Raw genomic sequence first — 24,456 nt, 5'->3', positions numbered from 1 at the left:
TCCCTTCACATCCGCTCTCCGGATGATCCCGGGCGGGCGTGCCTCATCCTGCCGTGTCGAAGCGACGGATCGGGGCAAGGCCCGCGATCACGCGGCCTCGAGGCGCTCCGCATCCAGGATCGTGTAGCTGTAGCCCTGCTCCGCGAGGAAGCGCTGGCGGTTCTGCGCGAAGTCCTGGTCGACCGTGTCGCGCGCGATCAGCGTGTAGAAGCTCGCGGTGTGCTCGGTCTGCTTGGGGCGCAGCAGGCGGCCGAGGCGCTGGGCCTCCTCCTGCCGCGAGCCGAACGATCCGGAGACCTGGATGGCAACCGACGCCTCCGGAAGGTCCACCGAGAAGTTCGCGACCTTCGACACCACGAGCAGGTTGATCGTTCCGTCGCGGAACGACTGGAAGAGCCGCTCGCGCTCGTCGACGGGGGTCGATCCGGTGATCTTCGGCGCATCCAGGGCCTCGGACAGCTCGTCGAGCTGCTCGAGGTACTGGCCGATCACGAGGATCTGCTCGTCCGGGTGCTTCGCGATCAGGCTGCGCACAACGTCGATCTTCGCGGGGGCGGTCGCCGCCAGGCGGTACCGGTCCTCGTCGGCGCTGGCGGCATACTCGAGGCGCTCGCTCGGCGGCAGGTCGACCCGCACCTCGTAGCAGGCGGCGGGGGAGATGAAGCCCTGGGCCTCGATCTCCTTCCACGGCGCATCGAACCGCTTGGGGCCGATGAGGCTGAACACGTCGCCCTCGCGGCCGTCCTCGCGCACGAGCGTGGCGGTCAGGCCGAGACGGCGGCGCGCCTGCAGGTCGGCGGTGAGCTTGAACACGGGCGCCGGGAGCAGGTGCACCTCGTCGTACACGATGAGGCCCCAATCGAGCGCGTTCAGCAGCGCGAGGTGCGGGTACTCGCCCTTCCGGCGCGCGGTGAGGATCTGGTACGTCGCGATCGTGACCGGCTTGACCTCCTTGGTCTGGCCGGAGTACTCGCCGATCTCCTCGGCGGTGAGCGACGTGCGCTTGAGCAGCTCGTCGCGCCACTGCCGCGCCGACACCGTGTTGGTGACGAGGATCAGCGTCGTCGTCTTCGTCTCGGCCATCGCGGCCGCGCCGACGAGCGTCTTACCCGCGCCGCAGGGGAGCACGACGACGCCCGAGCCGCCGTCGTGGAACTTCTCGACCGCCTCGCGCTGGTACGGGCGCAGTGCCCAGCCGTCCTCGTCGAGGTCGATCGGGTGCGGCGTTCCCGGCGTGTAGCCGGCGAGGTCCTCGGCCGGCCAGCCGATCTTGAGCAGCTCCTGCTTGATGTGGCCGCGCGCCCACGCGTCGATGACGTACGTGTCGGGGTCGGGCTGGGCGATCAGCAGCGGCTGGATGCGCTTGTTGCGCGAGACCTCCGCGAGCACCGCGCGATCCGTCGAGGTCAGCAGCAGCTCGCCGTCGTCGCCGCGCCGGATCGTCAGGCGGCCGTAGCGATTCACGGTCTCGCGGATGTCGACGGACACCGACGGCGGCACGGGGAACCGCGACCACCGGTCGAGCGTCTGCAGCATGTCGTCGGCGGTGTGACCCGCCGCACGCGCGTTCCACAGACCGAGCCGGGTGATCCGGTAGGTGTGGATGTGCTCGGGGGCGCGCTCGAGCTCGGCGAAGATCGCGAGCTCGTGCCGCGCCGTCTCCGCGTCGGAGTGCGCGACCTCCAGCAGCACTGTGCGGTCGCTCTGGACGATCAAGGGGCCATCAGCCATAGCCGTCCAGTCTACCTTCGGTCCGATGGGTGGGATCCGGGCCGCACGGGACCGCTCGCTCGGGAGGACATCGACCGGAGTGGTGCGGCCGATCAGGCCTGTCGCACGCTCGTGATGCTCTTGACCGGCAGGGTGCGCTCCACATCGGCGGCGCGGTCCCGCCCGCGCAGCCGTCCGCCGCCGAGCCCGGTCGCCTCGAGCGTGAACGTGCGCGTCGACCCGTCGGGAAGGGCGACGTCGACCTCGAGCAGCGACTTCGCGCGCACCGCCGTCTCCAGCTCGCGTTCAAGCCAGGCGGCATCCGCGTCGCCGTTGTGGGCGGCGCGCAGCACCTGGATCAGCGATGCGTAGCGCGATCGCGCATCGGGCTCGGCCGGTTCGGACGCGAGGCGATGACGGTCGAGGGTCTCCGATCCGCCCTCCTCGTCGAGCGCGACGACGGGGTACTTCGCGTCGGCGAGGGCCCAGTACACGGCCTCGCGCGACGCGCGCGTGCGCAGCGTCCGGCCGTCCACTGGCACAAGCCCCAGCGCGCGCAGCGCCTGGTCGACCGCGATCGTCTCGAGCACGCCCTCATCCCGGCTCGACACGATGGTGTGCCCGTTGCGCGCGTCCTGCGAGACCCGCACGAGTCCGTGGCGCTCGGCGATGCGGTGGATGAGGTACTCCAGCGGCTGCGGCACTCCGGTGAGGGACAGCGAGGAGAGGAACTCGAGGATGCTCTCCGCCGTCTCGCCGGCCGACATCGCGCCCGCGATGGAGGGCTCGGTGAACCGATAGGAGGATGCCTGCGCGTGCGACTCGCGGACGGCGACGTTCTGCAGGCGCACGTCCAGGGCCGGGGCGAGCGGGCCGGGGGAGATCGCGGTCAGGTCGTTCTGCAGGAACACCTTGTCGACCTCGTGCGGCAGCAGCGTGACCAGTGCGCCGGTGTCGGGCTCGCCGCCGCGCCGCAGGGAGGTCGCCCACGCCGGCTCCGCGTCCCACAGCGCGGCATCGCCCTCGGTGACGAGGCCGGTGAGGCGCATCAGCCGGCGCCACCGCTCGGCGCGGGCGGGCCAGGACGGGTCGAGCGGGTAGGCGTCGAGCCAGAGGGCGGGATCGATCCAACCGCCGTCCGCCGTGCGCACTCCCGCGGGCAGGGCCTCGCGCAGGGCGATCACGAGCCGGGTCCAGCGCTCACCGCTCGACTCGCGGATCCAGTCGGCGCCGGCGGGCGTCGCGAGCCAGTGCCGGTCGGAGGCGGCGACGAGCCCCGCTGCCTCGGCGAGCGCGACGAGATCGTCGGCGTCGTCGGCGTCGCGGACGATCTCCTCCTGCACCATGCGCCGCCGATCGGCCGCTCCCACGGCGCCCGTGCCGACGCGCGTCACGGGGGTCCGGAGCGTCATCAGCAGCAGGTCGGCGACGGCCGAGGTCGCGGTGAAGGCGCGCTCGGCCGCGTGCGCCGTCGCCTCGTCGCCGGCGGGGGTGGGCTCACTCGGCGGAGTGCGCTCGGGGAGGACCGGGCCGAGCGCCGCGCGCACCGGTGCGTAAGGGACGCCTGCCGCGTCGGTCAGGCCCAGCCGCTCGAGACCGGTGCCCGCGGCGAGGTCGGCGAGCGCGTCGCGCGGCAGCTCCGTGACCGCGCGGGCCACCGACTCCGGCGCGAGCAGCGCCTCGGCGGCGTCGAAGAAGTCGTGCCAGTTCGCGTTCGCCGGCACGCGACGGCGACCGAGGAGCGCCGCGAGCTCGGCGTCATCCGCCTTCGCGAGGCGCTCGGCGAGCGCGCGTGCATCCGCGATCCCGGGCCGCTCACCCGGCACGACGTCGTTGCTGTTCACGGCGGCTCGAGAGATCACGGGGCTGCGGGGGTCAGGACCGCCCGGCCTTGCCCCTTCGCACGATGCTCATGATGAGCAGGGTCAGGATGAGCAGGAACGCGATCGGCAGACCGACCAGCGGAACCACCGAGACGATGGGCCAGATGCCGGTGGAGTAGTCGTCCCGCGTCATGCCGGCCGCGGTCGAGATCATGATCGCGAAGAAGCAGAGCACCGAGGCGATGGCGATGCCGAGCGCCATGAACGCAAGAATGCGGTCGATGCGCCGGATCGGCGGATCGGCAGGGGAGTTCGCGCTCATCCTCCCCAGACTAGTCGTACGCGTCGGCGCGATAGTCTGGAACGGCGGGATCGGTCGGTCTCGCTTTTCGTTTTCTCCAACGGGTTGAAGAGGTTTGTCATGCCCACCGGCAAGGTCAGGTTCTACGACGAGGACAAGGGCTTCGGCTTCATCAGCGCGGATAACGGCCAGGACGTCTTCCTGCACGCCAGCGCCCTCCCCGCGGGGGCGCCGGCGCCCAAGCCGGGCGCGCGCCTCGAGTTCGGCGTCGCCGACGGTCGCAAGGGGCTGCAGGCGCTCTCCGTGCGCGTGCTCGAGGCCCCGCCGAGCCTGGTGAAGGCGAAGCGCAAGCCCGCGGATGACATGGCGGTCATCGTCGAGGACCTCGTGAAGCTCCTCGACGGCATCGGCGGCGACCTGCGCCGCGGTCACTACCCGTCCGCCCCGCATGCGCGGAAGGTCGCGGCAGTGCTGCGCAAGGTCGCGGAGGAGCTCGATGCCTGACGCGCCCGAGACGCCCGACGACGTCACTCCCGACGCGGACGTGACCCCCGTCGAGGACTCGACGCGCGAGGAGGATGCGACTCCCGCCGAGGATGCGGCTCCCGTCGAGGCCGAGCTGCCGGAGCCGGATCGTCGCCTCCTGGAGGCGCACGACCTCGCCCTCGCCGCGCTTCACGAGATCACCCCTGCGTCGACGGTCGGCACGGCCGCCGGATACTCCGTCGAGCCCGACGGTGTTGTGTCGCTGCGCTTCGAGAACGCGCTGCTCGGCTACCCGGGCTGGTTCTGGACCGTCTCCCTCGCCGTGGTCGAGGGATCCGATCCGACCGTGCTCGAGGTCGAGCTGCTGCCCGGCGAGCAGGCGCTCCTCGCACCCGAGTGGGTGCCGTGGGCGGTGCGCCTGAAGGAGTACCAGGCCGCCCAGGCCGCCGCGGCCGAGGCGGCGGTCGCCGCCGTCGATCACGAAGACGCCGAGGATGCCGACGACGAGGAGGTCGACGACGAGGACTTCGAGGACGACGAGTCGTCCATCCTTCACGCCGGCGACGTCGACGGCGTCGACATCGATGCCCTCGACACGGACGACGATGACGATGACTCGGACGATGACGATGACGACGAGTCGGACGACGACGATGGCGATGACTCGGATGACGACGACGATGACGATGACGATGACGACGACTGATCCGTCGTGCTGAACGCCGAACGGCGCCCCGGGGAACCGGGGCGCCGTTCGCGTTGCGGGACGTCGGTCAGACGCCCGCGGGGTCTCGCACGGGGCCGGCGTCGTCGGACTTCACCATCTCGAGCGGCATCGTGCGCGTGTCGATGAGCGGGTTCTCATCCTGTCCGGCGACAAGCGCGGCGGCCTCGTCGCGCGTCTCCACGGCCGGGACCGAACCGAGCAGGGGCCGCCGGGCCGACTCGTCCATCGTCAGCACCGCGACTCCCGCCACCAGGCCGAAGAACATGATGTAGAACGCCGGCATGAAGGTGTTGCCGGTCAGCTGGATGAGCCACTCGCTGAAGAGCGGAGTGGTCCCGCCGAAGAGCGACACCGACAGGTTGTAGGCGATCGCCATCGCCCCGAAGCGCGAGGCGGTCGGGAACAGCGCCGGCAGGGCAGCGGCCGACGGGCCCACCCACAGCGCGACGGGAACGGTGCACAGCGTCAGCGCGATGAAGATCGCCCACAGCGCGCCCGTCTGCAGCAGCGCGAACGCCGGCAGGATGAGCACCAGCGTCGAGGCCGACGCCAGCAGGTACACCGGCTTGCGGCCGATGCGGTCCGAGAGGCGCCCGACGAGCGGCAGGCACGCCGACAGCACGATGAGCACCGGCACCGTGGCCATCGCCGCGAGCAGGTTCGACACGCCGACCTCGGTCTCGAGGTAGGTGGGCATGTAGCTGGTGAGCGCATAGCCGGCCGTGTTGGTGGCCGCGACGATCGCCATGGCGATGAGGATCTGGCGCCAGTAGTGGCGGAAGATGCCGAGGATGCCGTGACGAGCGAGCGGGTCTGCGGCGTCGGGCGTCGTCTCGCCCGCCGAGTCGGCGACCTCGTAGGCCGGCGTCTCCGGGATGCGCGAGCGCAGCCAGATCGCGGCGATGCCGAGGGGGATCGCCACGAGGAACGGGATGCGCCAGCCGTACTCGACCATGGCGCCCGCACCCGAGACCGACTCGACGGCGAGCGTCGTGAGGGCGACCGTCGAAGCACCGGCGGCGAAGCCGAGGTACGAACCCGCGTCGAGCCAGGCCGACCAGTAACCGCGGCGGCTGTCGGGGGAGAACTCCGCCACGTAGGTCGTGGCGCCGGCGTACTCGCCGCCGGTCGAGAACCCCTGCACCATCTTCAGCAGGTACAGCGGGATGATCGCCCACAGGCCGATCTGCGCGGCAGTGGGGAGGAGGCCGATGAGCGCGGTGGACGCGGCCATCATCGCCATCGTGAGGAACAGCACCTTCTGGCGCCCGATCCTGTCTCCGATGGGGCCCAGGATGGCGCCGCCGAGCGGGCGGACGAGGAACGAGACGGCGAAGCCGAACAGCGTCACGAGGAGGCCGGCCTCGCGCGGGAGGCCCTCCGTGAACACCGCCGTCATCGTGACGGCGAGGTAGCCGTAGATGCCGAAGTCGAACCACTCCATGAAGTTGCCGACGACGGTGCCGGAGATGGCGGTGCGGATCCGCGACCGCTTCACCACCAGCACGTCATCGACCCGGAGCCTGCGGGACTGCCGCCGGGGCTTGCGGGCGGTCTGGGAGACCTCCACACGATTCGCCATGGGCGGCTCTGTACTGCTGCGATCCACTGTCATCACTCGTTTCGTATGATCCTGTGCGTTTCGACGGGTGCCCGTCCGCCTGGGGGCGGCGGACACCAAAGCCCCGACCATACCGAGAATCCGGACGGGCCGAGGCCGCGCCCGGATCGATTTGACAGCCTCCGGGCCGCGCGCCATACGCGTGCGCGTTAGCAACCCGATCTGGACGCAGGTTCCGAATCGCCACACAACGACGAACGCCCCCGGCCGAGGCCGAGGGCGTTGTCGACGGGAGGGTGTCAGCTGTTCGCGAGCACGTACTCGATCGAGCGGATCAGCTGGCGGACGTCGTCGGGATCGATCGAGACGAACGTGGCGACACGCAGCTGGTTGCGGCCGAGCTTGCGGTAGGGCTCGGTGTCCACGATCCCGTTGGCGCGGAGCGTCTTGGCGATCGCCGCGGCGTCGATCGACTCGTCGAAGTCGATGGTCGCCACAACGGGGGAGCGGTGCGCGGGGTCCGCGACGAATGGCGTCGCGACCTCGGAGGCCTCCGCCCACTCGTAGAGGGCACCCGACGACTCTGCGGTGCGGGCGGCGGCCCACTCGAGCCCACCATTGCCGAGGATCCACGACAGCTGGCTGTCGAGAAGGTGGAGCGTGGTGAGCGCGGGAGTGTTCAGGGTCTGCTGCAGCCGCGAGTTGGCGACTGCCTGCGACAGGCTGAGGAACTCCGGGATGTACCGGTCGGACGCCGCGATCCGCTCGATCCGCTCGATCGCGGCCGGCGACATCGCCGCGAACCACAGGCCGCCGTCCGATCCGAGGTTCTTCTGCGGGGCGAAGTAGTAGACGTCCGCCTCGGTCAGGTCGACATCGATGCCGCCGGCCGCGCTCGTCGCGTCGATGACGGTCAGCGCGCCCTGATCCGCCCGCACGCGGGTGACCGGCGCCGAGACCCCCGTGGAGGTCTCGTTGTGCGGCCACGCGTACACGTCGACGCCCTCGACGGCCTCCGCGGCGGTGCGCGAGCCTGCCGCGGCCTCGCGCACATCCGGCGCCTCGAGCCACGGCGCCTTCGCCGCCTTGGCGAACTTGCTGCCGAACTCGCCGAACGTCAGGTGCTGGCTGCGACGCTCGATCAGGCCGAAGGCGGCGGCGTCCCAGAACGCGGTCGAGCCGCCATTGCCGAGGACGATCTCGTACCCGTCGGGCAGGCGGAACAGGTCGCCGAGGTGCTCGCGCACACTCGCGACGAGGTTCTTCACGGGAGCCTGACGGTGCGACGTGCCCAGCAGCGAGGAACCCACCGCGGCAAGCGCCTCGACCTGCTCGGCGCGCACCTTCGAGGGGCCGCATCCGAAGCGACCGTCGGCGGGCAGGAGATCGGCGGGGATCGTCAGCGTCATGCGCTCCAGCATATTGGGGGCAGTGCCCTCGGCTCGGCCGTGTGTCCGTCCCGGTCGTTAGGATTGCCTGAGTACCCGCGGCGACTGCGCCGCGCGACCCGCCTCCTTCTGACAGGGCTGCCATGACCGACCTGATCGACACCACCGAGATGTACCTCCGCACGATCCTCGAGCTCGAGGAGGAGAACATCGTGCCGCTGCGTGCGCGCATCTCGGAGCGGCTCGGTCACTCGGGCCCGACGGTCTCGCAGACGGTGGGCCGGATGGAGCGCGACGGGCTCGTCGTCGTCGGCATCGACCGCCGGCTGGAGCTGACCGACGCCGGACGCCAGAAGGCCGTCGACGTGATGCGCAAGCACCGCCTCGCCGAGCGCCTCCTGTCCGACGTGATCGGCCTCGACTGGGCGTACGTCCACGAGGAGGCCTGCCGCTGGGAGCACGTGATGAGCGAGCAGGTGGAGCGCCGTCTCGTCGAGCTGCTGGGGCACCCGACCGAGTCGCCGTACGGAAACCCGATCCCCGGGCTCGATCAGCTCGGCGGCGCGGCGGCGCGCACCTTCGAGGAGGGCGTCGTCGGCCTGGTCAAGCGCCTCGACGCCGAGGGCGGTCCCATCCGCGGCACGGTCCGTCGCCTGGCGGAGCCCGCGCAGGTCGATCCGGATCTCCTGCAGCAGCTGCGCGGCGCCGGCGTGATCCCGGGAGCCGAGGGCGGCTACCGCTACAGCGAGGGCTACGTGCTGGTCCAGATGGACGGCAACGAGGACGCGCTCGAGCTGCCCGTCGAGCTCGCCTCGCACATCTTCCTCGTCGACGACCGCGTCGCCGTCTGAGGCCGTCGGTCCCACTGATCGGGCAGTAGCGCACGGAACGGGCCGGGATGCCAGGGGATTGACAGGTCCCTATCCCGATAGGAGCGTGACAATTCCGTTACCTTGCCGTAGTGTCGGGGGATACCCGGGGTGACCCGTTCCCCGGGTTGCTCCGTGGGAAATCGCCTCAACGGCTCGTCGTTTCCACGGATCGCACACTGCGTGCCCCGACAAACCAGTGCTGACGAGCCGGCGGACCCGAACCGCAAGGTGATGGAGGATCAGCATTGTCCGAAAACGTTCCATCTGCCGTCTCTCCCGACACGGCTGAGTCAGCGAGTCTCGTCCCCACCCGGTCGACGACCCCCGCCCGTCCCGTCAACATGCGCGCCGCCATCCGCCGCGCCGAGCGCGACGCCCGCCGCGCGGTCGCCCCGAAGATCCGTCCCGTCCGCGCCATCGGCACGGTCGCCGCGGTGGGCGCCCTGATCGCCGGTGTCGCCTTCCCGGCCTACGCCGCCATCCAGTCCGAGGCACAGCCCGTCTCGGTGCACGACGTCGCCGCCGGATCCGCGCAGTCGCTCGTCGTCGCCTCCGAGGTGAAGACCGCCGGCGTCGCGGGCTCGGACTACTCCGCGACGACCCCGGAAGAGGTCGCCGCGGCGAAGGCCGAGGCCGAGGCCGCCGAGCGCGCCAAGCAGCAGGCAGCAGCCGCTGCACAGGCAGCCGCCGCCCAGACGTACACGACGACGTCGGCGGCCCCGTCGGTCGCCAGTGTCGCCGCCCCGCCCGCCGTGAGCGGCGGCTTCGGCGCCCCGCTGCCGGGTGGCTACACGATCACCCGCTCCGTCGGCGGCGCCCACCAGGGCACCGACATGGTCATCGGCGCGGGCACCCCGATCTACGCGGTCACCTCCGGCACGGTCGTGACCGCCGGTTACTCGGGCGCCTATGGCAACCTCGTGACCTTCGTGGGCAACGTGAACGGCTCGTCCGTCGAGGTCCGCAACGCGCACATGAGCTCGATCGCCGTCGGCCCCGGCCAGACCGTCTCCGCCGGCCAGGTCATCGGCTACGTCGGCAGCACCGGCCGCTCGACCGCGAACCACCTCCACATCGAGGTGCGCATCAACGGCGGCCTGGTCGACCCGATGGGCGTCCTCCCCATCTGAGCCGCGACGGCATCCGCACCGCCGACGAGACCCGCGCCACCCGGCGCGGGTCTCGTCGCGTCCGGGTGCATCGCCGGACCGGAGGCCGTGACACGCCAGGGAATTCACCTTCCGTTCGGTGCCTGCGGCGCGGGCGTGGGCTAGCCTGATCCCGTCGTCCAGAGGGACGAAGGGAGAAGCCGATGGAACGAATACCTCGCATCCGCACCATGGATGCGCTCGGGCGTTACGTCCTTCGGCATCGTGTGCACGCGAGCCGCGGTACCACCGTGGCCATGGAGGCGCCGTCTGTCTAGACGGCGCCTTTTCTCGTCTCTGCACACCTTCATCCGTCGACACGACCGCAGTTCGGGACTCCCGGAAGCCGTCCGGGAGCGATCGAGAGGATGTCGGATGCGCACGCTGGTGTTGAACGCGGGCTACGAGCCGCTGGCCGTGATCTCCTTCAAGCGAGCCCTTGTGCTCGTGATGAGCGAGAAGGCGACGGTGATCGAGCGCGACGAGGAAGAACCGATCTGGGGCACGAACGCCTCCTATGACCGACCCGCCGTGATCGTGCTGACGCGCTACGTGCGTGTGCCGACCTCGAGACGCATCCCGGTCACGCGACGCGGCGTCCTGCGTCGCGACGCCTACCGGTGCGTGTACTGCGGGAAGGCGGCGTCGACGATCGACCACATCCTTCCCCGCTCGCGCGGCGGTGCCGACTCGTGGGAGAACCTCGCCGCGTGCTGCCTGCGCTGCAACAACATCAAGAGCGACCGCACCCCGCAGGAGATGGGCTGGGAATTGCGGATGACGCCGCGCCCGCCGCACGGCACCGCGTGGACCGTGCGCGGCGTCGAGCGCAGCGATCCCCGCTGGGAGCCGTACCTGGCGCTCGCCGCCTGACGCAGCGACCTCCGCGGATCCGATCCGCACGCCCGCTGTTCGCGAACCGTTCGCATTGACTGAGTAGAGTCTCCGGTGCGCCGACGAGGCGCGGCCGACGACTCTGACACAGGAGGCTGATCGTGGCGAAGAAGACCAAGACCGAGAAGGCGGCGGAGGCGGCGATCGAGGCCGCGGCCGATGCTGCGAAGGACGCGAAGAAGCTCAGCAAGTCGCTGCCGAAGAAGGACGCGAAGAAGCTGCGCTCGCTGGCCGAGGAGGCCGCCGACGCGGCGGACGTCTCGAAGAAGAAGATCGCGAAGAAGCCCCGCAAGGTCGTCAAGGAAGCCTCGGCCGCCGTCGCCGCGATCGACAAGGCGACCGAGAAGATCGAGTCGAAGCTCGCGCAGCGCGCCGCGGAGAAGAAGGCCGCCGAGAAGCTCGTGAAGAAGGCCCGCAAGCGCGCGGCCGAGCGCGAGGCGCCGGATGCGCCCGAGGCCCCGAGCGTCATCGAGGCGCCGGACGAGATCGAGGCCCCGGACGAGACCGAGGCGCCGGATGAGACCGAGGCAGCAGGCGAGCTCCAGACCGCCGCGCAGGTCGAGCCGCAGGAGGCCGAGACCGCGGCGCCCGCCGACGTCGAGCCCGGCGAGATCGAGCGACCCGCTCCCGCCGTCGCGAAGGAGCCCGCCCCGCGGCGTCGTGCGCCGAACGCGGCCGTCGCCCCGTTCGACGCCTCGAGCCTGTCGTCGATGTCCGTCGCCGAGCTGCGTGCGAAGGCGCGCGCAGAGCAGCGCACGGGATACTCCCGCCTGACGAAGGCGCAGCTCGTCGAGCTGTTCTCCTGACCCGCCCGTGACCACCGGAGGCGACCCGACGCCCGTGACCCCTGGGGCGTACGACCGCACCGCCGCTGCACCGTCGCCGCGGACGCTCATCGACATCCTGCGCGACACCGCCGCCCGCCACCCGGAGGCCTCAGCCATCGAGGACGAGCGAGGGGCGCTCAGCTATCGCGAGATGCTCGCCCTCATCTGGCGCACGGCGGCGCGCCTGCACGAGCACGGAGTGCGCCGCGGCGACCGTGTCGGCATCCGCATGCCGTCGGGCGACAGGGAGCTGTACGTCGCGATCCTCGGCGTGATGGCCGCGGGCGCCGCCTACGTGCCGGTGGACGCGGACGACCCGCAGGAGCGCGCGGACCTCGTCTTCGGCGAGGCACGCGTGCGCGGCGTGATCGGCGCCGGGGGAACGTTCGTCCCCGCCGGCGCCCACACGGCAGCGGATGGCGCCCTGTTCGACGGGGAGGACCCGCATCCGGCGACGCATGCAGTATCGCTGGTCGAGCCGCCCGCGCTCGACGACGACGCGTGGATCATCTTCACGTCCGGCTCGACGGGGGTCCCGAAGGGCGTGGCGGTCTCGCACCGGTCGGCGGCGGCCTTCGTCGACGCCGAGGCGCGGATGTTCCTGCAGGATGCGCCGCTCGGCCCCGGAGATCGCGTGCTCGCGGGCCTGTCGGTCGCGTTCGACGCCTCGTGCGAGGAGATGTGGCTCGCGTGGGGCCACGGCGCCTGCCTCGTGCCGGCCCCGCGCGCGCTCGTCCGCTCAGGTGAGGATCTCGGACCGTGGCTGGTCGGGCACGGCATCACCGCGGTGTCGACGGTGCCGACGCTCGCCGCGCTGTGGCCGCAGGATGCGATCGAGAACCTCCGCCTGCTGATCTTCGGCGGCGAGGCGCTGCCGCCCGAGCTCGCCGCCCGGCTTGTGGGCGACGAGCGCGAGGTGTGGAACACGTATGGGCCGACCGAGGCGACGGTCGTCGCGTGCGGCGCGCGGATGGACGCCGCGGCGCTCGCCGCGGGCGAGCCCGTCCGCATCGGCCTGCCTCTCGACGGCTGGGCGCTCGAGGTCGTCGACGCGGACGGCAACCCGGTCGCGGAGGGCGAGGTGGGCGAGCTGATCATCGGCGGCGTCGGCCTCGCGCGCTATCTCGACCCGGCGAAGGACGCCGAGAAGTACGCCCCCATGCCGACGCTCGGCTGGGAGCGCGCGTACCGGTCCGGCGACCTGGTGCGAGCGGATCGCGAGGGCCTCGTCTTCCAGGGCCGCGCCGACGACCAGGTGAAGATCGGCGGCCGCCGCATCGAGCTCGGCGAGGTCGAGGCCGCGCTGCAGGCGCTCACGGCCGTGTCGGCCGCGACCGTCGTCGTCCAGCGCTCGGAGGGTGGTGTGCCCCTCCTCGTCGGGTACGTGGTGCCCACCGAGGGCTTCGACCGTCAGGTCGCGCGCGCGGAGCTCGCCGAGACGCTTCCGGCGCCGCTCATCCCGATCCTCGCCGTGATGGACGAGCTTCCCGTGCGCACGTCGGGCAAGGTCGACAAGGCGGCGCTGCCGTGGCCCCTCGACACCGGCGACGGGGGCGACTCGTCCCTGTCCGGCACGGCGGCCTGGCTCGCGGAGCAGTGGGTGGCGGTGCTCGGCACCCGCCCCGCCGACGAGAAGGCCGACTTCTTCCAGCTCGGCGGCGGTTCGCTCGCCGCCGCGCAGCTCGTCTCGCGGATCCGGACGCGGGCGCCCGAGTTCACGATGGGCGACGTGTACGACCTTCCCCGCCTCGGCCAGATGGCCGCCGCGGTCGAGGTCGAGTCGAGTGACGAGGCGCCCAGCGGCGAGTTCCGCGCGGCGAGGCCGACGCCGCGCCGTATGCAGTGGGTGCAGACGCTTCTCGGTGCCCCGCTGCTCGCCCTTGCCGGCGCGCGCTGGATCGTCTGGCTCATGGCGGCGTCCTGGATCCTGCAGCTCGCCCCGGGCTTCGAGGCGCTTCCCGATGCGCCGGTGGGGGTCATCCTGCTGGGCATCCTGCTGTTCGCGACGCCGTTCGGCCGGATGGCGATCGCCGCGCTCGCCGCGCGCGTGCTGCTTGCCGGCGTGAAGCCGGGCGACTACCCGCGCGGCGGCGGCGTCCACCTGCGGCTCTGGCTCGCCGAGCAGATCTCGCACCAGATCGACCCGGTGGGCCTCGCGGGAGCCCCGTGGGTCACGTACTACGCCCGCGCCCTCGGCGCGCGCATCGGCGAGGGCGTCGACCTTCACACCCTGCCGCCGGTCACCGGCATGCTGCAGGTGGGATCCGGCGCCGCGATCGAGCCCGAGGTCGATCTCAGCGGCTACTGGATCGACGGCGACACGGTCCGCATCGGCGGCATCCGGATCGGCGCGGGAGCCGTGATCGGCTCGCGCAGCACGCTCGCCCCCGGCGCCCGCATCGGCCGCGACGCGGAGATCGCGCCCGGATCGGCGGTGTTCGGCCGGGTGAAGGCCGGCCAGCGCTGGGCGGGATCACCCGCCGCCCGGGTCGGCGGGCCCTCGGCCCCGCTGGCACCGACCCGGCCTCCTGCGCCGCGCCGCTGGCTCTGGGCCTACGCGGCGTCGTCGGCGATGCTCGGACTGCTGCCGCTCGCCGCCTTCGCCGTCGGCGGACTCGTGCTCGCCCAGGGCATCCGCGGGGCCGGCTCGCTCGGCGAGGCGATCCCCGGTGTGCTCGCCCTGCTCGTGCCGGCCGTGCTCGTCACCGGCGTGCTGTTCGCGGGCGCCGTCGTGGGTCTCGTCCGGCTGCTCGCCATCGGCCTCGTCGAGGGAGTGCACCCCGTGCGCGGCCGGGTCGCCTGGCAGGCGTGGACGACCGAGCGCCTGCTCGACTCGGCGCGCACCATCCTGTTCCCGATCTACTCGAGCCTGTTCACGCCGACCTGGCTGCGCCTGCTCGGCGCGAAGGTCGGTCGCGACGTCGAGGCGTCCACCGTGCTGCTCATCCCCTCGATGACGGTGATCGACGACGGCGCGTTTCTCGCCGACGACACGATGGTCGGCACCTACGAGCTGCGCGGCGGATGGATGCGGCTCGGGACGGCAAGGATCGGCAAGCGCGCGTTCCTCGGCAACTCCGGGCTCGCGGGAGCCGGTCACCGGGTGCCCAAGAACGCCCTGGTCGCGGTGCTCTCGGTCGCGCCGGAGAAGGCGAAGGCCGGATCGTCCTGGCTCGGATCGCCCGCGGTGCGCCTGCGCCGCATCGTCAACGATGCCGACCTCGAGCGCACGTACCGGCCCCGCGCGTCGCTGCGCGTCGCCCGCGCGCTCTGGGAGCTGTGCCGTGTTGTGCCCGTGTTCCTCACCTGCGCGCTGGGGGTGGGGGTCATGCTGACCCTCGCGTGGCTGATCGAGACGATCGGGCCCGTGTGGAGCCTCCTGCTCTCGGGTGTTGTCCTGCTGGTCGCGGGCTTCCTCGCCGCGAGCATCACGACGATCGCGAAGTGGGCGATCGTCGGGCCCATCCGCCCGGGGGAGCACCCGCTGTGGTCGAGCTTCGTGTGGCGCACCGAGGTGTCGGACACCTTCACCGAGATGCTCGCCGCGCCCTGGTTCGCGAACGCGGCGGCGGGGACGCCGGCGCTCGCCGTGTGGCTGCGCTCGCTCGGCGCGAAGATCGGCCGCGGCGTGTGGACCGACAGCTACTGGCTGCCCGAGCCCGACCTCGTCACCCTCGGCGACGGCGCGACGGTGAACCGCGGATGTGTGGTCCAGACGCATCTGTTCCATGATCGAGTGATGAGCATCGACACCGTCACCTTCGAGCCCGGTGCGACGCTCGGGCCGCACAGCGTCATCCTCCCCGCCGCGACGATCGGCGCCTCGGCGACGGTCGGCCCCGCGTCGCTCGTGATGCGCGGCGAGGGAGTGCCGGATGGCAGCCGGTGGAGCGGGAACCCCATCGGACCGTGGCGGGCGGTGAAGGTGCGCGCCTACCAGGCCGTCGAGCGCCAGCCCGAGGCGGCGGTCGGGGCGCACGCGTGAAGCCCGACGCGTACACGCCGCTGAGCGGTGACCCGAACGTCAGGATCGCCCGCTACGAGCTGCAGCTCGACTACCGTGTCGCCACCAACCGGCTCGACGCGGTGGCCACCGTCACCGGCAGAGTGCGCGAGCGCACGAAGTCGATCTCGCTCGACCTCGTCGGCCTCCGCGCGACGCGTGTCAAGGCCGCCGGCCGCTCGGACGTGAAGCACCGCCAGACCGACCGCAAGCTCAAGCTCGCCTTCGGTGCGCCCCTCGAGGCGGGGGAGTCGTTCACCCTCACGATCGCGTACGGCGGCGCGCCGCGCGCCCGCGGCACCCGCTGGGGCACCCTCGGCTGGGAGGAGCTGAACGACGGCGTGCTCGTCGCCTCGCAGCCCACCGGGGCGCCCACCTGGTTCCCGTGCAACGACCTTCCCCGCGACAAGGCGACGTACCGGATCCGCGTGACCACCGACGCGGCGTACACCGTGGCGGCGGGCCAGCCCGTCACGCCCGTCCTCGAGCGCGGGAGGCGGGTGTGGACGTTCGACCTCGACGTCCCCACGCCGACGTATCTCGTCGCGCTGTACATCGGCCGCTACACGCGCCGGGACGTCGAGCTCGGTGGGGTGCGGGGCGCCATCCTGTACCCGCGGGCGATCGAGTCGCGCGTCGAGGCCGATTTCGCCGACCTCGACCGGATGATGACCGTGTTCGAAGAGGCCTTCGGCCCGTACCCGCTGCCGGGATACACCGTTGTGGTGACGGAGGACGACCTCGAGATCCCTCTTGAGGCGCAGGGGATGGCGGTGTTCGGCGCGAACCACATCGATGGCCAGGGAGGCCTCGAGCGGCTGATCGCGCACGAGCTCGCGCACCAGTGGTTCGGCAACAGCGTCGGCCTCGCGCGGTGGCGCGACATCTGGCTCAACGAGGGCTTCGCCTGCTACGCCGAGTGGATCTGGGAGGAGCGCTCGGGCGGCCCGTCCGCGCACGCGCTCGCGCTCGGCTACCACGGCCGGCTGGCCGCGCAGCCGCAGGACGTCGTGCTGTCCGACCCGGGAGCCGACCTCATGTTCGACGACCGCGTCTACAAGCGCGGCGCTCTCGCGCTCCACGCGCTGCGGCTGACGATCGGCGACGAGGCGTTCTTCGGCGTGCTGCGGGCCTGGACCGAGCGGCACCGCGGCGGCACGGCGAAGACGGCAGACTTCGTCCGGCTCGTGGAGGAGCTCGCCGGCGGCCCCGCCGCATCCCTCCTCGGCCCGTGGCTCGACGACGTCGCCCTCCCCGCGCTGCCGCCGGGGCCGGCCGTCCGCCCCGCCTCCGTCAGCGCGTCGCTGTAGGCAGGATCGCGAGGCTGAGGACGCACCCCGGCGGCGCGGTCTCGAGCGTCGCCACTTCGATTGCCGTGTCCCCGTCGGGGACCCGGGCGACGAGCGATCCGCCGGCCTCGGTGACGCGCACGTCGCCCGGGGGGACGCGCGTGCCGCGGCCGTCGGCCTTCAGCGCGGCCTCGATCCTCGTCCAGCCGGCGCGATCCGGCGGCGGCTGCGGCGCGAACAGGGGAGCGAGGCCGGGCAGCGGACCCGTGCCGCGCTCGACGTCGACCCCCACGGCCGACGCGTCGCGCGTCAGGGCCGCGGCCGCGACCACGATCCGTCCGGCGTAGCTCACGCTCACGGCGACGGGAGCCGCGACGGCGTGCGGTGCCCCGTGGTCGTCCGCGCCGCAGTGGCGGCAGCGCCGCGCGATGGATGTGTCGGCGCCGGGCGCGAGCTCGGCGATGAGTCCGGCGAGCAGCGCGTCGCCGCGCGCGCGGCGATCCTCGCGGAACCCGCAGCTCCGCGCCGCGGGGGGCGATCCCTCCCGGCTTGGTCCTTTCGGCGCGACCACGGCGACCCGGTCCCACGTCACGAGCACCGGACCTACCCGGAGCGGCGGGGCCGCGCTCATCCGGCGAGGGAGCGCGATTCGGCGGGTGCGCCCGCGTCCGCCAGCAGCTCCAGCAGGTGCGCCGAGGGGGCCTCGACCCGGTCGCGGGAAGCCGAGACGACCGACACGATCCAGGCGGAGCCGGTCGCCTCGGGCAGATTCAGGACGCGAAGGCCCGCGGCCTGCGGCTTCGCCGCGACGTGGCGGGGGACGATCGCGACGCCGAGGCCGCGCGAGACGAGGTCGAGAAGCGTGTGGACGTCGTTGACCGTGCAGCGCACGCGGCGATGGACGCCGTGCGCGGCGAGCGTGTCCTCGTTCAGCTCGCGGACGCCCCACGACGCGGTGAAGTCGATGAAGTCCTCACCCTCCAGCTGGCGCCACGCGATCTCCTGCCGCGCCGACCCCCGGGCGGCGAGCGGATGATCCGGGGCCGCGAGCAGGACGAGCGACTCCTGACCGAGGGTGCGGTGGGGGAGCGCGCCGAGGTGCTTCGCGGTCGCCACGAACGCCACGTCGATGTCGCCGGCGCGCGTCATCGCGACCAGATCCTGCGATCCGGCCTGTGTGAAGTGCGTCTCCACCCGGGGGTGGCGGCGATGGAACCGCTCGAGCAGCGCCGCGACGTCGACGAAACCGAGGCACTGCTCGGCGCCGATGCGCAGCGAGCCGGTCACCTCGCGGCTTGCCATCACGACCGCGTCGCGCGCGGCGGCGGCCTGGGCGAGCATCTGCCGGGCATAGGGGAGGAGGGCGAGCCCGGCCTCGGTCAGCTCGACGCGCCGGGTGGTGCGGTCGAACAGAGCGGTGCCGAGCTCCTCCTCGAGACTGCGGATCGCGGAGGACAGACCCGACTGCGAGATGCCCGCCAGCTCGGCGGCGCGCGTGAAGTTCCGCTCCTCGGCCACCGCGAGCAGGTACTCCATCTGGCGCAGATCCATCCATTCCCTCCGCTTCTCAATCCCAGAACTGCAAACTGTTGGACTTCTAGATTAGCCGTTCCTAGGCTGAAGCAGCGGCCCGTTCGGCGCCGCCATCGACGTCACGTCTCTGGAGAAAGAGAGCACATGCAGCAGGGCACCATCGGAGGTCGTTCCGTCTCGGCGATCGGCCTCGGCGGCATGCCCATGTCGATCGAGGGCCGTCCCGACGAGGAGCGGTCGATCGCGACGATCCACGCGGCGCTCGACGCCGGCGTCACGCTGATCGACACCGCGGACGCCTACCACCGCGACGCGAACGAGGTCGGCCACAACGAGGAGCTCATCGCCCGCGCCCTGCGCGAGTACGGTGCCGGCTCCGCCGACGTCCTCGTGGCGACGAAGGGCGGTCACCTCCGTCCCGGCGACGGCACCTGGACGCGCAACGGCGACCCCGAGTACCTCAAGGGCGCCGCCAAGGAGTCCGCCCGCCGGCTCGGCGTCGACGCCATCGGCCTCTACCAGTTCCACCGGCCCGACCCGGCGGTGCCGTACGCCGACTCGATCGGTGCGATCCGCGACCTGCTCGACGAGGGCGTCATCCTGATGGCCGGAATCTCGAACGCCGACATCTCGCAGATCGACGAGGCGCGGGAGATCCTCGGTGGCCGGCTGGTGTCGGTGCAGAACCAGTTCTCGCCCGCGTTCCGCTCGAGCCAGGGCGAGCTCGAGCACTGCGCCGAGCTCGGCATCGCGTTCCTTCCCTGGAGCCCGCTCGGCGGCATCGCGGGTGCGAAGGACCTCGCCGACCGTCACGGCGCCTTCCAGGAGGTCGCGGATGAGGTGGGCGCCAGCGTCTACCAGGTCACCCTCGCCTGGGAGCTCGCGCTCGCGCCGATCGTGATCCCCATCCCCGGCGCCTCCCGTCCCGAGAGCATCCGCGACTCGGCCGGTGCCACCGACCTCGTGCTGACGGCCGACCAGGTCGCCCGCCTGTCCGCCTGATCCTCTGGAGGAACCGTTGAAGACCTTCACCCTGCCCGGCACCGATCTTGAGGTGCCCAACGTCGTCCTCGGACTGATGCGCATCCAGGACAAGACCGACGAGGAGGTGCACACGCTCGTGAGCACCGCCCGCGATGCGGGCATCACCTTCCTCGACCACGCCGACATCTACGGATCCGGCGTGCACGGCTGCGAGCGGCGCTTCGCCGAGGCGATGAAGCTGACGTCCTCCGAGCGCGAGCAGTTCGTCATCCAGTCGAAGGCCGGCATCGTCAAGGACGGGCCGTACTTCGACTTCTCGTACGAGCACATCGTCGAGTCGGTGAACGGGTCGCTCGAGGCGCTCGGCACCGACTACCTCGACATCCTGCTGCTTCACCGTCCCGACGCCCTCGTCGAGCCGGAGGAGGTCGCCCGCGCGTTCGACGAGCTCGCCGCGTCCGGCAAGGTGCGGGCGTTCGGCGTCTCGAACCAGACGCCGCGCCAGATCGATCTGCTGCGCAGGTACGTCACGCAGCCGATCGTCGCGAACCAGCTGCAGCTGTCGATCACTCACTCGCCGATCATCGCCCAGGGCGTGGCGGCGAACATGCAGGGGCTGGATCAGTCGATCGTGCGCGACGACGGGATCGTCGATTACTGCCGCCTGAACGACATCACAGTGCAGGCGTGGTCGCCGTTCCAGGCGGGCTTCTTCGACGGCCCGTTCCTCGGGTCCGAGCGCTACCCCGAGCTCAACGCCGTGATCGACCGCCTCGCGGAGAAGTACGAGGTGCCGGCCGAGGCCATCGCGGTGGCCTGGATCACGCGTCACCCCGCGCAGATGCAGGTCGTGCTCGGCACGACGACGCCCGCGCGCGTGGCCGCTGCGGCACTCGGCTCGGACATCCCGCTCACGCGGCCCGAGTGGTACGAGCTGTTCCGCGCCGCCGGCTACGTCGTCCCGTGATCGCCACCGGCGGGGTCTTCGGACCCCGCCGGTGACCACGCGAACGGGCCGGCGACGTCGTCCCACCGCTGGAGCGTCTGCTCCCACCAGAACCAGGCGAACAGCAGCAGCGCGATCGCCTCGCCGATGAGCACCACCGGAGCCTCCCCGAACAGCCCCCACTCCGTCTGGCGATCCAGGATCACCAGCACGAGGAAGAGCAGGTCGGCGACGAGCAGCCCGGCGACGAGCCGGTACACGGTCCGCTGCCACGGCGTCGGCGGCGTCTCATCCGCCTCGGCCGGGCGCCATCCGTACACGATGGGCACGGCCGCGAACGACCCGAAGAACAGCAGCACCGCCGCGAAGTGCACGGAGCCGACCGGCCAGAGGGCGAGCGGGAAGCTCTCGCTCAGGCCGGGCGCGAACGCGAGCAGCGCGAGGCCCGCGGCCGCGACGAGGGCCACCGCCGACACGATCCGGTGAGCGGAGGTGGTGGCCATGCGCTGCCGTCGCCGGATCGCGGCCGTCGTGACGACCGCGAGCACCACCACGATGACGTAGGTGGCCACGCCGATGCGGACCTCCGGCAGCAGCGCGGTGGGAATGCAATCGGCCCCGACGCACGTGAGGCCGGGCGCGGTGCCCTCCCCGCGGATCGGGGTCGGCACGATGGCGATGAGGGGCGCAAACAGGGCCGCCACATCGAGGAAGACGCTCGGCCGGCGCCGCCCCGACAGGGCGAGCATCGCCACCGAGGCCGCGACGAGAACGCCCACGAAGACGGCCCGCGCCGGGGTGTAGAAGTAGTGGCTGATCGACGGCAGCACCTGCCAGCCGAGGCGGACCGGCTGCCACGACACGACGACGGTCTGGATCGCGACCGCGATGAACAGCGCGGCGACCAGCAGGACGAGGGACAGCCGCAGATGCCGCTGCGTGCGCAGCGCGGAGGAGGCCGGTGCCCCCGGGGTGCCGGTCATCCCCACGTCCTCGCGCCGGCTCAGGCCCGCTCGGCGAGCCGCACGAGCAGGCGCAGGGCGTGCTCCACGGTCGCGCCCAGGACGTCCTCGGGATCGCCCGCGAACTGGAAGTGCTCCGCTCCGGTGTCCGTCGCCGTCGCCCAGCCGAGATACACGGTGCCGGCCGGGTGCCCGTCCTCGGGATCCGGCCCGCCCACGCCCGTCGTCGCCACGGCGAGGTCGGCGTCGAGCAGCGCGCGCACGCCCGTCGCCAGGGTGGTGGCGCACTCGGGAGAGGTCGGATCCGTTCCCTCCGGCACGCCCAGCAGGTGCGTCTTCACCGGCATCCGGTACGCCACCACGCCGCCCGAGAACCAGTCGCTCGACGACTCGCCCTTGCCGACCTCGCTCGCCAGAAGGCCGGACGTCAGCGACTCGGCGACCGCCACGGTCAGACCGCGTGCGCGGGCAGCCTCGCTCAAACGCTCGATAGGAGTCTTCACGCATTCCACCCTGTCACCCCGATGGGAAGCTCCGGGTCCGCTTGACGCGGCGGGTGTCTTGCTGACAGGGCGGAGGGCCGACAAGCGGTCGGATAGCGTCGAGGTGTGACGCCTGAATCGATCGATCCTGCGGCCCTCGGAACGGACGCGAGCGATGTCTCGCCCTGGTCGATTCGCGCGGAAGGCTTCGACGAGTCGCTCCTGGGGCGGCGAGAATCCGTCTTCACGCTGTCCAACGGGCATGTCGGGTGGCGGGGCAACCTCGACGAGGGTGAGCCGTCGGCGGAGCCGGGGAGCTTCCTCAACGGCGTGCACGAGCTGCATCCGATGCCCTACGCCGAGCCCGGTTACGGCTATCCCGCGCGTGGACAGGCCGTCGTGAACGTCACGGACGGCAAGGTGATCCGCCTCTTCGTGGACGATGACCCCTTCGACATGCGGCGGGGGCGTCTGCACCACCATGAGCAGCGGCTCGACATGCGCGACGGGGTGCTGCGGCGGCGCTCGCGGTGGACGTCTCCGTCGGGATCGACCGTGACCGTCGAGTCGGAGCGGCTGGTCTCTCTCACACACCGTGCGGTGGCGGCGATCCGCTACACCGTGACCGCGGACGAGCACCCGGTCGCGATCGCCGTGCAGTCGGAGCTCGTGGCGAATGAGCCGCTTCCGTCCGTGCACCCGGATCCGCGCGTGCAGGATGCGCTCGACCCGGCGTTCGCGGCTGCGGGACAGCACACGCGGGGCGACTCGGCCACCCTTGTGCACCGCACAAGGGAGAGCGGGATCCACGTCGCCGTCTGCATGGACCACGAGACGTCCGGTGATGCGACGGTCCTCGAGCTGCGCACCGATGTCTCCGACGATCTCGCGCGCACCACCATCCGATCGCAGCTGCCACCCGGCGCGCGGCTGACCATCGTCAAGTACGTCGGACACGAGGAAGCGAGCGGAGTGTCGGTTCCCGGTCTGCGCGACCGGGCGGAAGAGGCCGTGAACGACGCGCGCCGCACCGGATGGGACGGGCTCGCCGCGCAGCAGCGTGCGACGCTGGACGGCTTCTGGCATCGCGCGGATGTCGTCGTCGACGGCGACGACGGGCTGCAGCAGGCGATCCGATTCGCGCTGTACCAGGTGTTCCAGTCGGCCGCGCGACTCGAAGGCCGGTCGGTGCCGAGCAAGGGGCTGACGGGGACCGGATACGCGGGGCACACCTTCTGGGACTCGGAGGCGTTCGTCCTGCCCGCGTTCACGTACCTGGAGCCCGCGGCGGTGCGCACAGCCCTGCAGTGGCGGCACGACACGCTGCCGCAGGCACGCGAGCGCGCCCGCGAGCTGCACCTCGAGGGCGCCGCGTTCCCGTGGCGTACGATCGACGGCCGCGAGAGCTCGGGGTATTGGCCGGCCGGCACCGCCGCCTTCCACAACAATGCGGCGATCGCCGCAGCCGTCTGCCGTTACGTCCGCGCCACCGGGGACGTCGACTTCGAGCGCGACGCCGGTGCTGAGATCCTGATCGAGACATCGCGGCTGTGGGCTTCCCTCGGACGCTGGGATGCAGACGGCGGCTTCCACATCGACGGCGTCACCGGGCCGGACGAGTACTCGGCCCTCGCTGACGACAACGTCTACACCAATCTGTCTGCCCGTGAGAATCTCGCCGCGGGCGTCGCCGTGGCCCGCCGTCACCCGGATGTCGCCCGCCGCCTCGGTGTGACGGAGGCGGAGATCGAGGTGTGGTCCGCGGCCGCGGAGGCGATGGCCATCGGATACGACGCGGAACTGGGGGTGCACCCGCAGTCCGCGGGCTTCACCCGGCACGCGCGCTGGGACTTCGACGCGACAAGGCCCGACCAGTACCCGCTGCAGGAGCACTTCCCGTACGTGGATCTGTATCGCAAGCAGGTCGTGAAGCAGGCCGATCTCGTGCTCGCGCTTTACACGTCCTGCGATGCGTTCACTCTCGAGGAGAAGGCGCGCGACTTCGCGTACTACGAGTCGCTCACCGTGAGGGATTCGTCCCTGTCTGCGTGCGTCCAGTCGATCATCGCGGCGGAGGTGGGGCATCTGGATCTCGCGCTCGACTATCTCGACGAGGCATCAGGCATCGACCTGGCGGACACGCAGGGCGACACCGCCGACGGGTTGCACATCGCCTCGCTCGCGGGAACCTGGAGCGCCATCGTCGCGGGCCTCGGCGGCATGCGCGAGACCGACCGCGGTCTGCGGTTCGCCCCGCGCCTTCCCGCGCCGCTGCGGCGCGTGTGTTTCCGGCTCACGCTCCGAAAGGCGCTGCTCGAGGTCGACGTCGCGGCGAACCGGTCGCGTTACACGCTGATCGAGGGGGAGCGCTGCGCGTTCCGTCACTTCGACGAGGAGATCGTCCTCGTCGCCGGCGAATCGGTCACGCGGTCGACCCCCGCGCCGCGCGTTCTCGGACCGAAGCCGCAGCAGCCGCCGAGCCGGGAGCCCAAGCCGCGGTGACGACGGCGCCACGGTGAC

Annotated in this window: 20 protein-coding genes; 11 read left to right on the top strand and 9 right to left on the bottom strand. The window is 71.7% G+C overall.

The genetic code is table 11. The annotated features are described in order from the left end of the window. Positions 1 to 87: 87 nt before the first annotated feature. The 3 genes from ABD161_RS11685 to ABD161_RS11675 all read right to left on the bottom strand — a co-directional run bounded on the left by ABD161_RS11685 (position 88) and on the right by ABD161_RS11675 (position 3,855). Positions 88 to 1,731 (bottom strand): DNA repair helicase XPB, encoded by a 1,644-nt coding sequence (locus tag ABD161_RS11685; RefSeq protein ID WP_344002982.1) that lies wholly within the window; start codon positions 1,729 to 1,731, stop codon positions 88 to 90. A 92-nt stretch (positions 1,732 to 1,823) separates the two neighbouring features. Then, the gene (locus tag ABD161_RS11680) at positions 1,824 to 3,554 is read right to left on the bottom strand and encodes a helicase-associated domain-containing protein (protein ID WP_344002979.1); all 1,731 of its coding nucleotides are present in this window, start codon (positions 3,552 to 3,554) and stop codon (positions 1,824 to 1,826) included. A gap of 31 nt (positions 3,555 to 3,585) precedes the next feature. Then, positions 3,586 to 3,855, bottom strand: coding sequence for a multidrug ABC transporter ATPase (locus ABD161_RS11675; RefSeq protein WP_135115336.1), 270 nt, complete (start codon positions 3,853 to 3,855; stop codon positions 3,586 to 3,588). A gap of 99 nt (positions 3,856 to 3,954) precedes the next feature. Here ABD161_RS11675 and ABD161_RS11670 point away from each other — a divergent pair, with 99 nt between their 5' ends. Both ABD161_RS11670 and ABD161_RS11665 read left to right on the top strand, forming a co-directional pair. Continuing rightward, on the top strand, positions 3,955 to 4,338 hold the full coding sequence (locus tag ABD161_RS11670; protein ID WP_344002975.1) for a cold-shock protein: 384 nt from the start codon (positions 3,955 to 3,957) through the stop codon (positions 4,336 to 4,338). Further along, on the top strand, positions 4,331 to 5,026 hold the full coding sequence (locus ABD161_RS11665) for a DUF3027 domain-containing protein (RefSeq protein WP_344002972.1): 696 nt from the start codon (positions 4,331 to 4,333) through the stop codon (positions 5,024 to 5,026). Before ABD161_RS11670 ends, ABD161_RS11665 begins: the two co-directional genes overlap by 8 nt. Before the next feature lie 67 nt (positions 5,027 to 5,093). Here ABD161_RS11665 and ABD161_RS11660 read toward each other — a convergent pair whose 3' ends face one another. Beyond that, the gene (locus tag ABD161_RS11660; RefSeq protein ID WP_135115339.1) at positions 5,094 to 6,629 is read right to left on the bottom strand and encodes an MFS transporter; all 1,536 of its coding nucleotides are present in this window, start codon (positions 6,627 to 6,629) and stop codon (positions 5,094 to 5,096) included. A 278-nt stretch (positions 6,630 to 6,907) separates the two neighbouring features. Further along, a complete protein-coding gene (serC, locus tag ABD161_RS11655; protein ID WP_344002968.1) occupies positions 6,908 to 8,017 on the bottom strand; it encodes a phosphoserine transaminase in 1,110 nt (369 codons plus the stop codon). Between the two features lie 122 nt (positions 8,018 to 8,139). On the opposite strand from serC, the gene ABD161_RS11650 reads away from it, so the two are divergent. From ABD161_RS11650 to ABD161_RS11625, 6 genes are all read left to right on the top strand, one after another. Next, on the top strand, positions 8,140 to 8,847 hold the full coding sequence (locus tag ABD161_RS11650) for an iron-dependent transcriptional repressor DtxR (RefSeq protein ID WP_344002965.1): 708 nt from the start codon (positions 8,140 to 8,142) through the stop codon (positions 8,845 to 8,847). A 362-nt stretch (positions 8,848 to 9,209) separates the two neighbouring features. Continuing rightward, entirely contained in the window at positions 9,210 to 9,998 is a 789-nt protein-coding gene (locus ABD161_RS11645) for a M23 family metallopeptidase (RefSeq protein ID WP_344002962.1), read from the top strand. Positions 9,999 to 10,391: 393 nt separating this feature from the next. Next, positions 10,392 to 10,889 (top strand): HNH endonuclease, encoded by a 498-nt coding sequence (locus tag ABD161_RS11640; protein WP_135115343.1) that lies wholly within the window; start codon positions 10,392 to 10,394, stop codon positions 10,887 to 10,889. Between the two features lie 122 nt (positions 10,890 to 11,011). Then, positions 11,012 to 11,716 (top strand): hypothetical protein, encoded by a 705-nt coding sequence (locus ABD161_RS11635; protein ID WP_344002956.1) that lies wholly within the window; start codon positions 11,012 to 11,014, stop codon positions 11,714 to 11,716. Between the two features lie 7 nt (positions 11,717 to 11,723). After that, positions 11,724 to 15,722 (top strand): Pls/PosA family non-ribosomal peptide synthetase, encoded by a 3,999-nt coding sequence (locus ABD161_RS11630; RefSeq protein WP_425560887.1) that lies wholly within the window; start codon positions 11,724 to 11,726, stop codon positions 15,720 to 15,722. Then, a complete protein-coding gene (locus tag ABD161_RS11625) occupies positions 15,719 to 17,050 on the top strand; it encodes a M1 family metallopeptidase (protein ID WP_344002953.1) in 1,332 nt (443 codons plus the stop codon). The genes ABD161_RS11630 and ABD161_RS11625 overlap by 4 nt, the downstream gene beginning before the upstream one ends. Here ABD161_RS11625 and ABD161_RS11620 read toward each other — a convergent pair. Both ABD161_RS11620 and ABD161_RS11615 read right to left on the bottom strand, forming a co-directional pair. Further along, the gene (locus tag ABD161_RS11620) at positions 17,034 to 17,660 is read right to left on the bottom strand and encodes a 4'-phosphopantetheinyl transferase family protein (protein WP_344002950.1); all 627 of its coding nucleotides are present in this window, start codon (positions 17,658 to 17,660) and stop codon (positions 17,034 to 17,036) included. The genes ABD161_RS11625 and ABD161_RS11620 overlap by 17 nt on opposite strands. After that, complete coding sequence (locus ABD161_RS11615) at positions 17,657 to 18,580, bottom strand: LysR family transcriptional regulator (protein ID WP_344002947.1); 924 nt, start codon at positions 18,578 to 18,580, stop codon at positions 17,657 to 17,659. The genes ABD161_RS11620 and ABD161_RS11615 overlap by 4 nt, the downstream gene beginning before the upstream one ends. Positions 18,581 to 18,706: 126 nt before the next feature. On the opposite strand from ABD161_RS11615, the gene ABD161_RS11610 reads away from it, so the two are divergent. Both ABD161_RS11610 and ABD161_RS11605 read left to right on the top strand, forming a co-directional pair. Continuing rightward, positions 18,707 to 19,564, top strand: a complete 858-nt coding sequence (locus tag ABD161_RS11610) for an aldo/keto reductase (protein ID WP_344002942.1) — start codon at positions 18,707 to 18,709, stop codon at positions 19,562 to 19,564. Positions 19,565 to 19,580: 16 nt separating this feature from the next. After that, entirely contained in the window at positions 19,581 to 20,513 is a 933-nt protein-coding gene (locus ABD161_RS11605; protein WP_344002939.1) for an aldo/keto reductase, read from the top strand. Here ABD161_RS11605 and ABD161_RS11600 read toward each other — a convergent pair. Next, complete coding sequence (locus tag ABD161_RS11600; protein WP_344002936.1) at positions 20,498 to 21,475, bottom strand: hypothetical protein; 978 nt, start codon at positions 21,473 to 21,475, stop codon at positions 20,498 to 20,500. The genes ABD161_RS11605 and ABD161_RS11600 overlap by 16 nt on opposite strands. Positions 21,476 to 21,495: 20 nt before the next feature. Beyond that, positions 21,496 to 21,957: a CinA family protein gene (locus ABD161_RS11595; protein ID WP_344002933.1), complete on the bottom strand. Its 462-nt coding sequence runs from the start codon at positions 21,955 to 21,957 to the stop codon at positions 21,496 to 21,498. A 105-nt stretch (positions 21,958 to 22,062) separates the two neighbouring features. On the opposite strand from ABD161_RS11595, the gene ABD161_RS11590 reads away from it, so the two are divergent. Beyond that, a complete protein-coding gene (locus tag ABD161_RS11590) occupies positions 22,063 to 24,438 on the top strand; it encodes a glycoside hydrolase family 65 protein (protein ID WP_344002930.1) in 2,376 nt (791 codons plus the stop codon). The last annotated feature ends 18 nt before the right edge of the window (positions 24,439 to 24,456 follow it).

The sequence above is a fragment of the Microbacterium paludicola genome (assembly GCF_039529675.1).
GTDB classification, from domain to species: Bacteria; Actinomycetota; Actinomycetes; order Actinomycetales; family Microbacteriaceae; genus Microbacterium; species Microbacterium paludicola.
The sequence above is the reverse complement of the archived record's forward strand: the minus strand, read 5'-3'. Positions and strand labels throughout refer to the sequence as shown.

Excerpts from the sequence above, each read along its gene's own strand:
- ABD161_RS11685 (WP_344002982.1), bottom strand. The coding sequence starts at position 1,731 with ATGGCTGATGGCCCCTTGATCGTCCAGAGCGACCGCACAGTGCTGCTG.
- ABD161_RS11675 (WP_135115336.1), bottom strand. The coding sequence starts at position 3,855 with ATGAGCGCGAACTCCCCTGCCGATCCGCCGATCCGGCGCATCGACCGC.
- ABD161_RS11670 (WP_344002975.1), top strand. The coding sequence starts at position 3,955 with ATGCCCACCGGCAAGGTCAGGTTCTACGACGAGGACAAGGGCTTCGGC.
- ABD161_RS11665 (WP_344002972.1), top strand. The coding sequence starts at position 4,331 with ATGCCTGACGCGCCCGAGACGCCCGACGACGTCACTCCCGACGCGGAC.
- ABD161_RS11660 (WP_135115339.1), bottom strand. The coding sequence starts at position 6,629 with ATGGCGAATCGTGTGGAGGTCTCCCAGACCGCCCGCAAGCCCCGGCGG.
- serC (WP_344002968.1), bottom strand. The coding sequence starts at position 8,017 with ATGACGCTGACGATCCCCGCCGATCTCCTGCCCGCCGACGGTCGCTTC.
- ABD161_RS11650 (WP_344002965.1), top strand. The coding sequence starts at position 8,140 with ATGACCGACCTGATCGACACCACCGAGATGTACCTCCGCACGATCCTC.
- ABD161_RS11645 (WP_344002962.1), top strand. The coding sequence starts at position 9,210 with ATGCGCGCCGCCATCCGCCGCGCCGAGCGCGACGCCCGCCGCGCGGTC.
- ABD161_RS11640 (WP_135115343.1), top strand. The coding sequence starts at position 10,392 with ATGCGCACGCTGGTGTTGAACGCGGGCTACGAGCCGCTGGCCGTGATC.
- ABD161_RS11620 (WP_344002950.1), bottom strand. The coding sequence starts at position 17,660 with ATGAGCGCGGCCCCGCCGCTCCGGGTAGGTCCGGTGCTCGTGACGTGG.
- ABD161_RS11615 (WP_344002947.1), bottom strand. The coding sequence starts at position 18,580 with ATGGATCTGCGCCAGATGGAGTACCTGCTCGCGGTGGCCGAGGAGCGG.
- ABD161_RS11610 (WP_344002942.1), top strand. The coding sequence starts at position 18,707 with ATGCAGCAGGGCACCATCGGAGGTCGTTCCGTCTCGGCGATCGGCCTC.
- ABD161_RS11600 (WP_344002936.1), bottom strand. The coding sequence starts at position 21,475 with ATGACCGGCACCCCGGGGGCACCGGCCTCCTCCGCGCTGCGCACGCAG.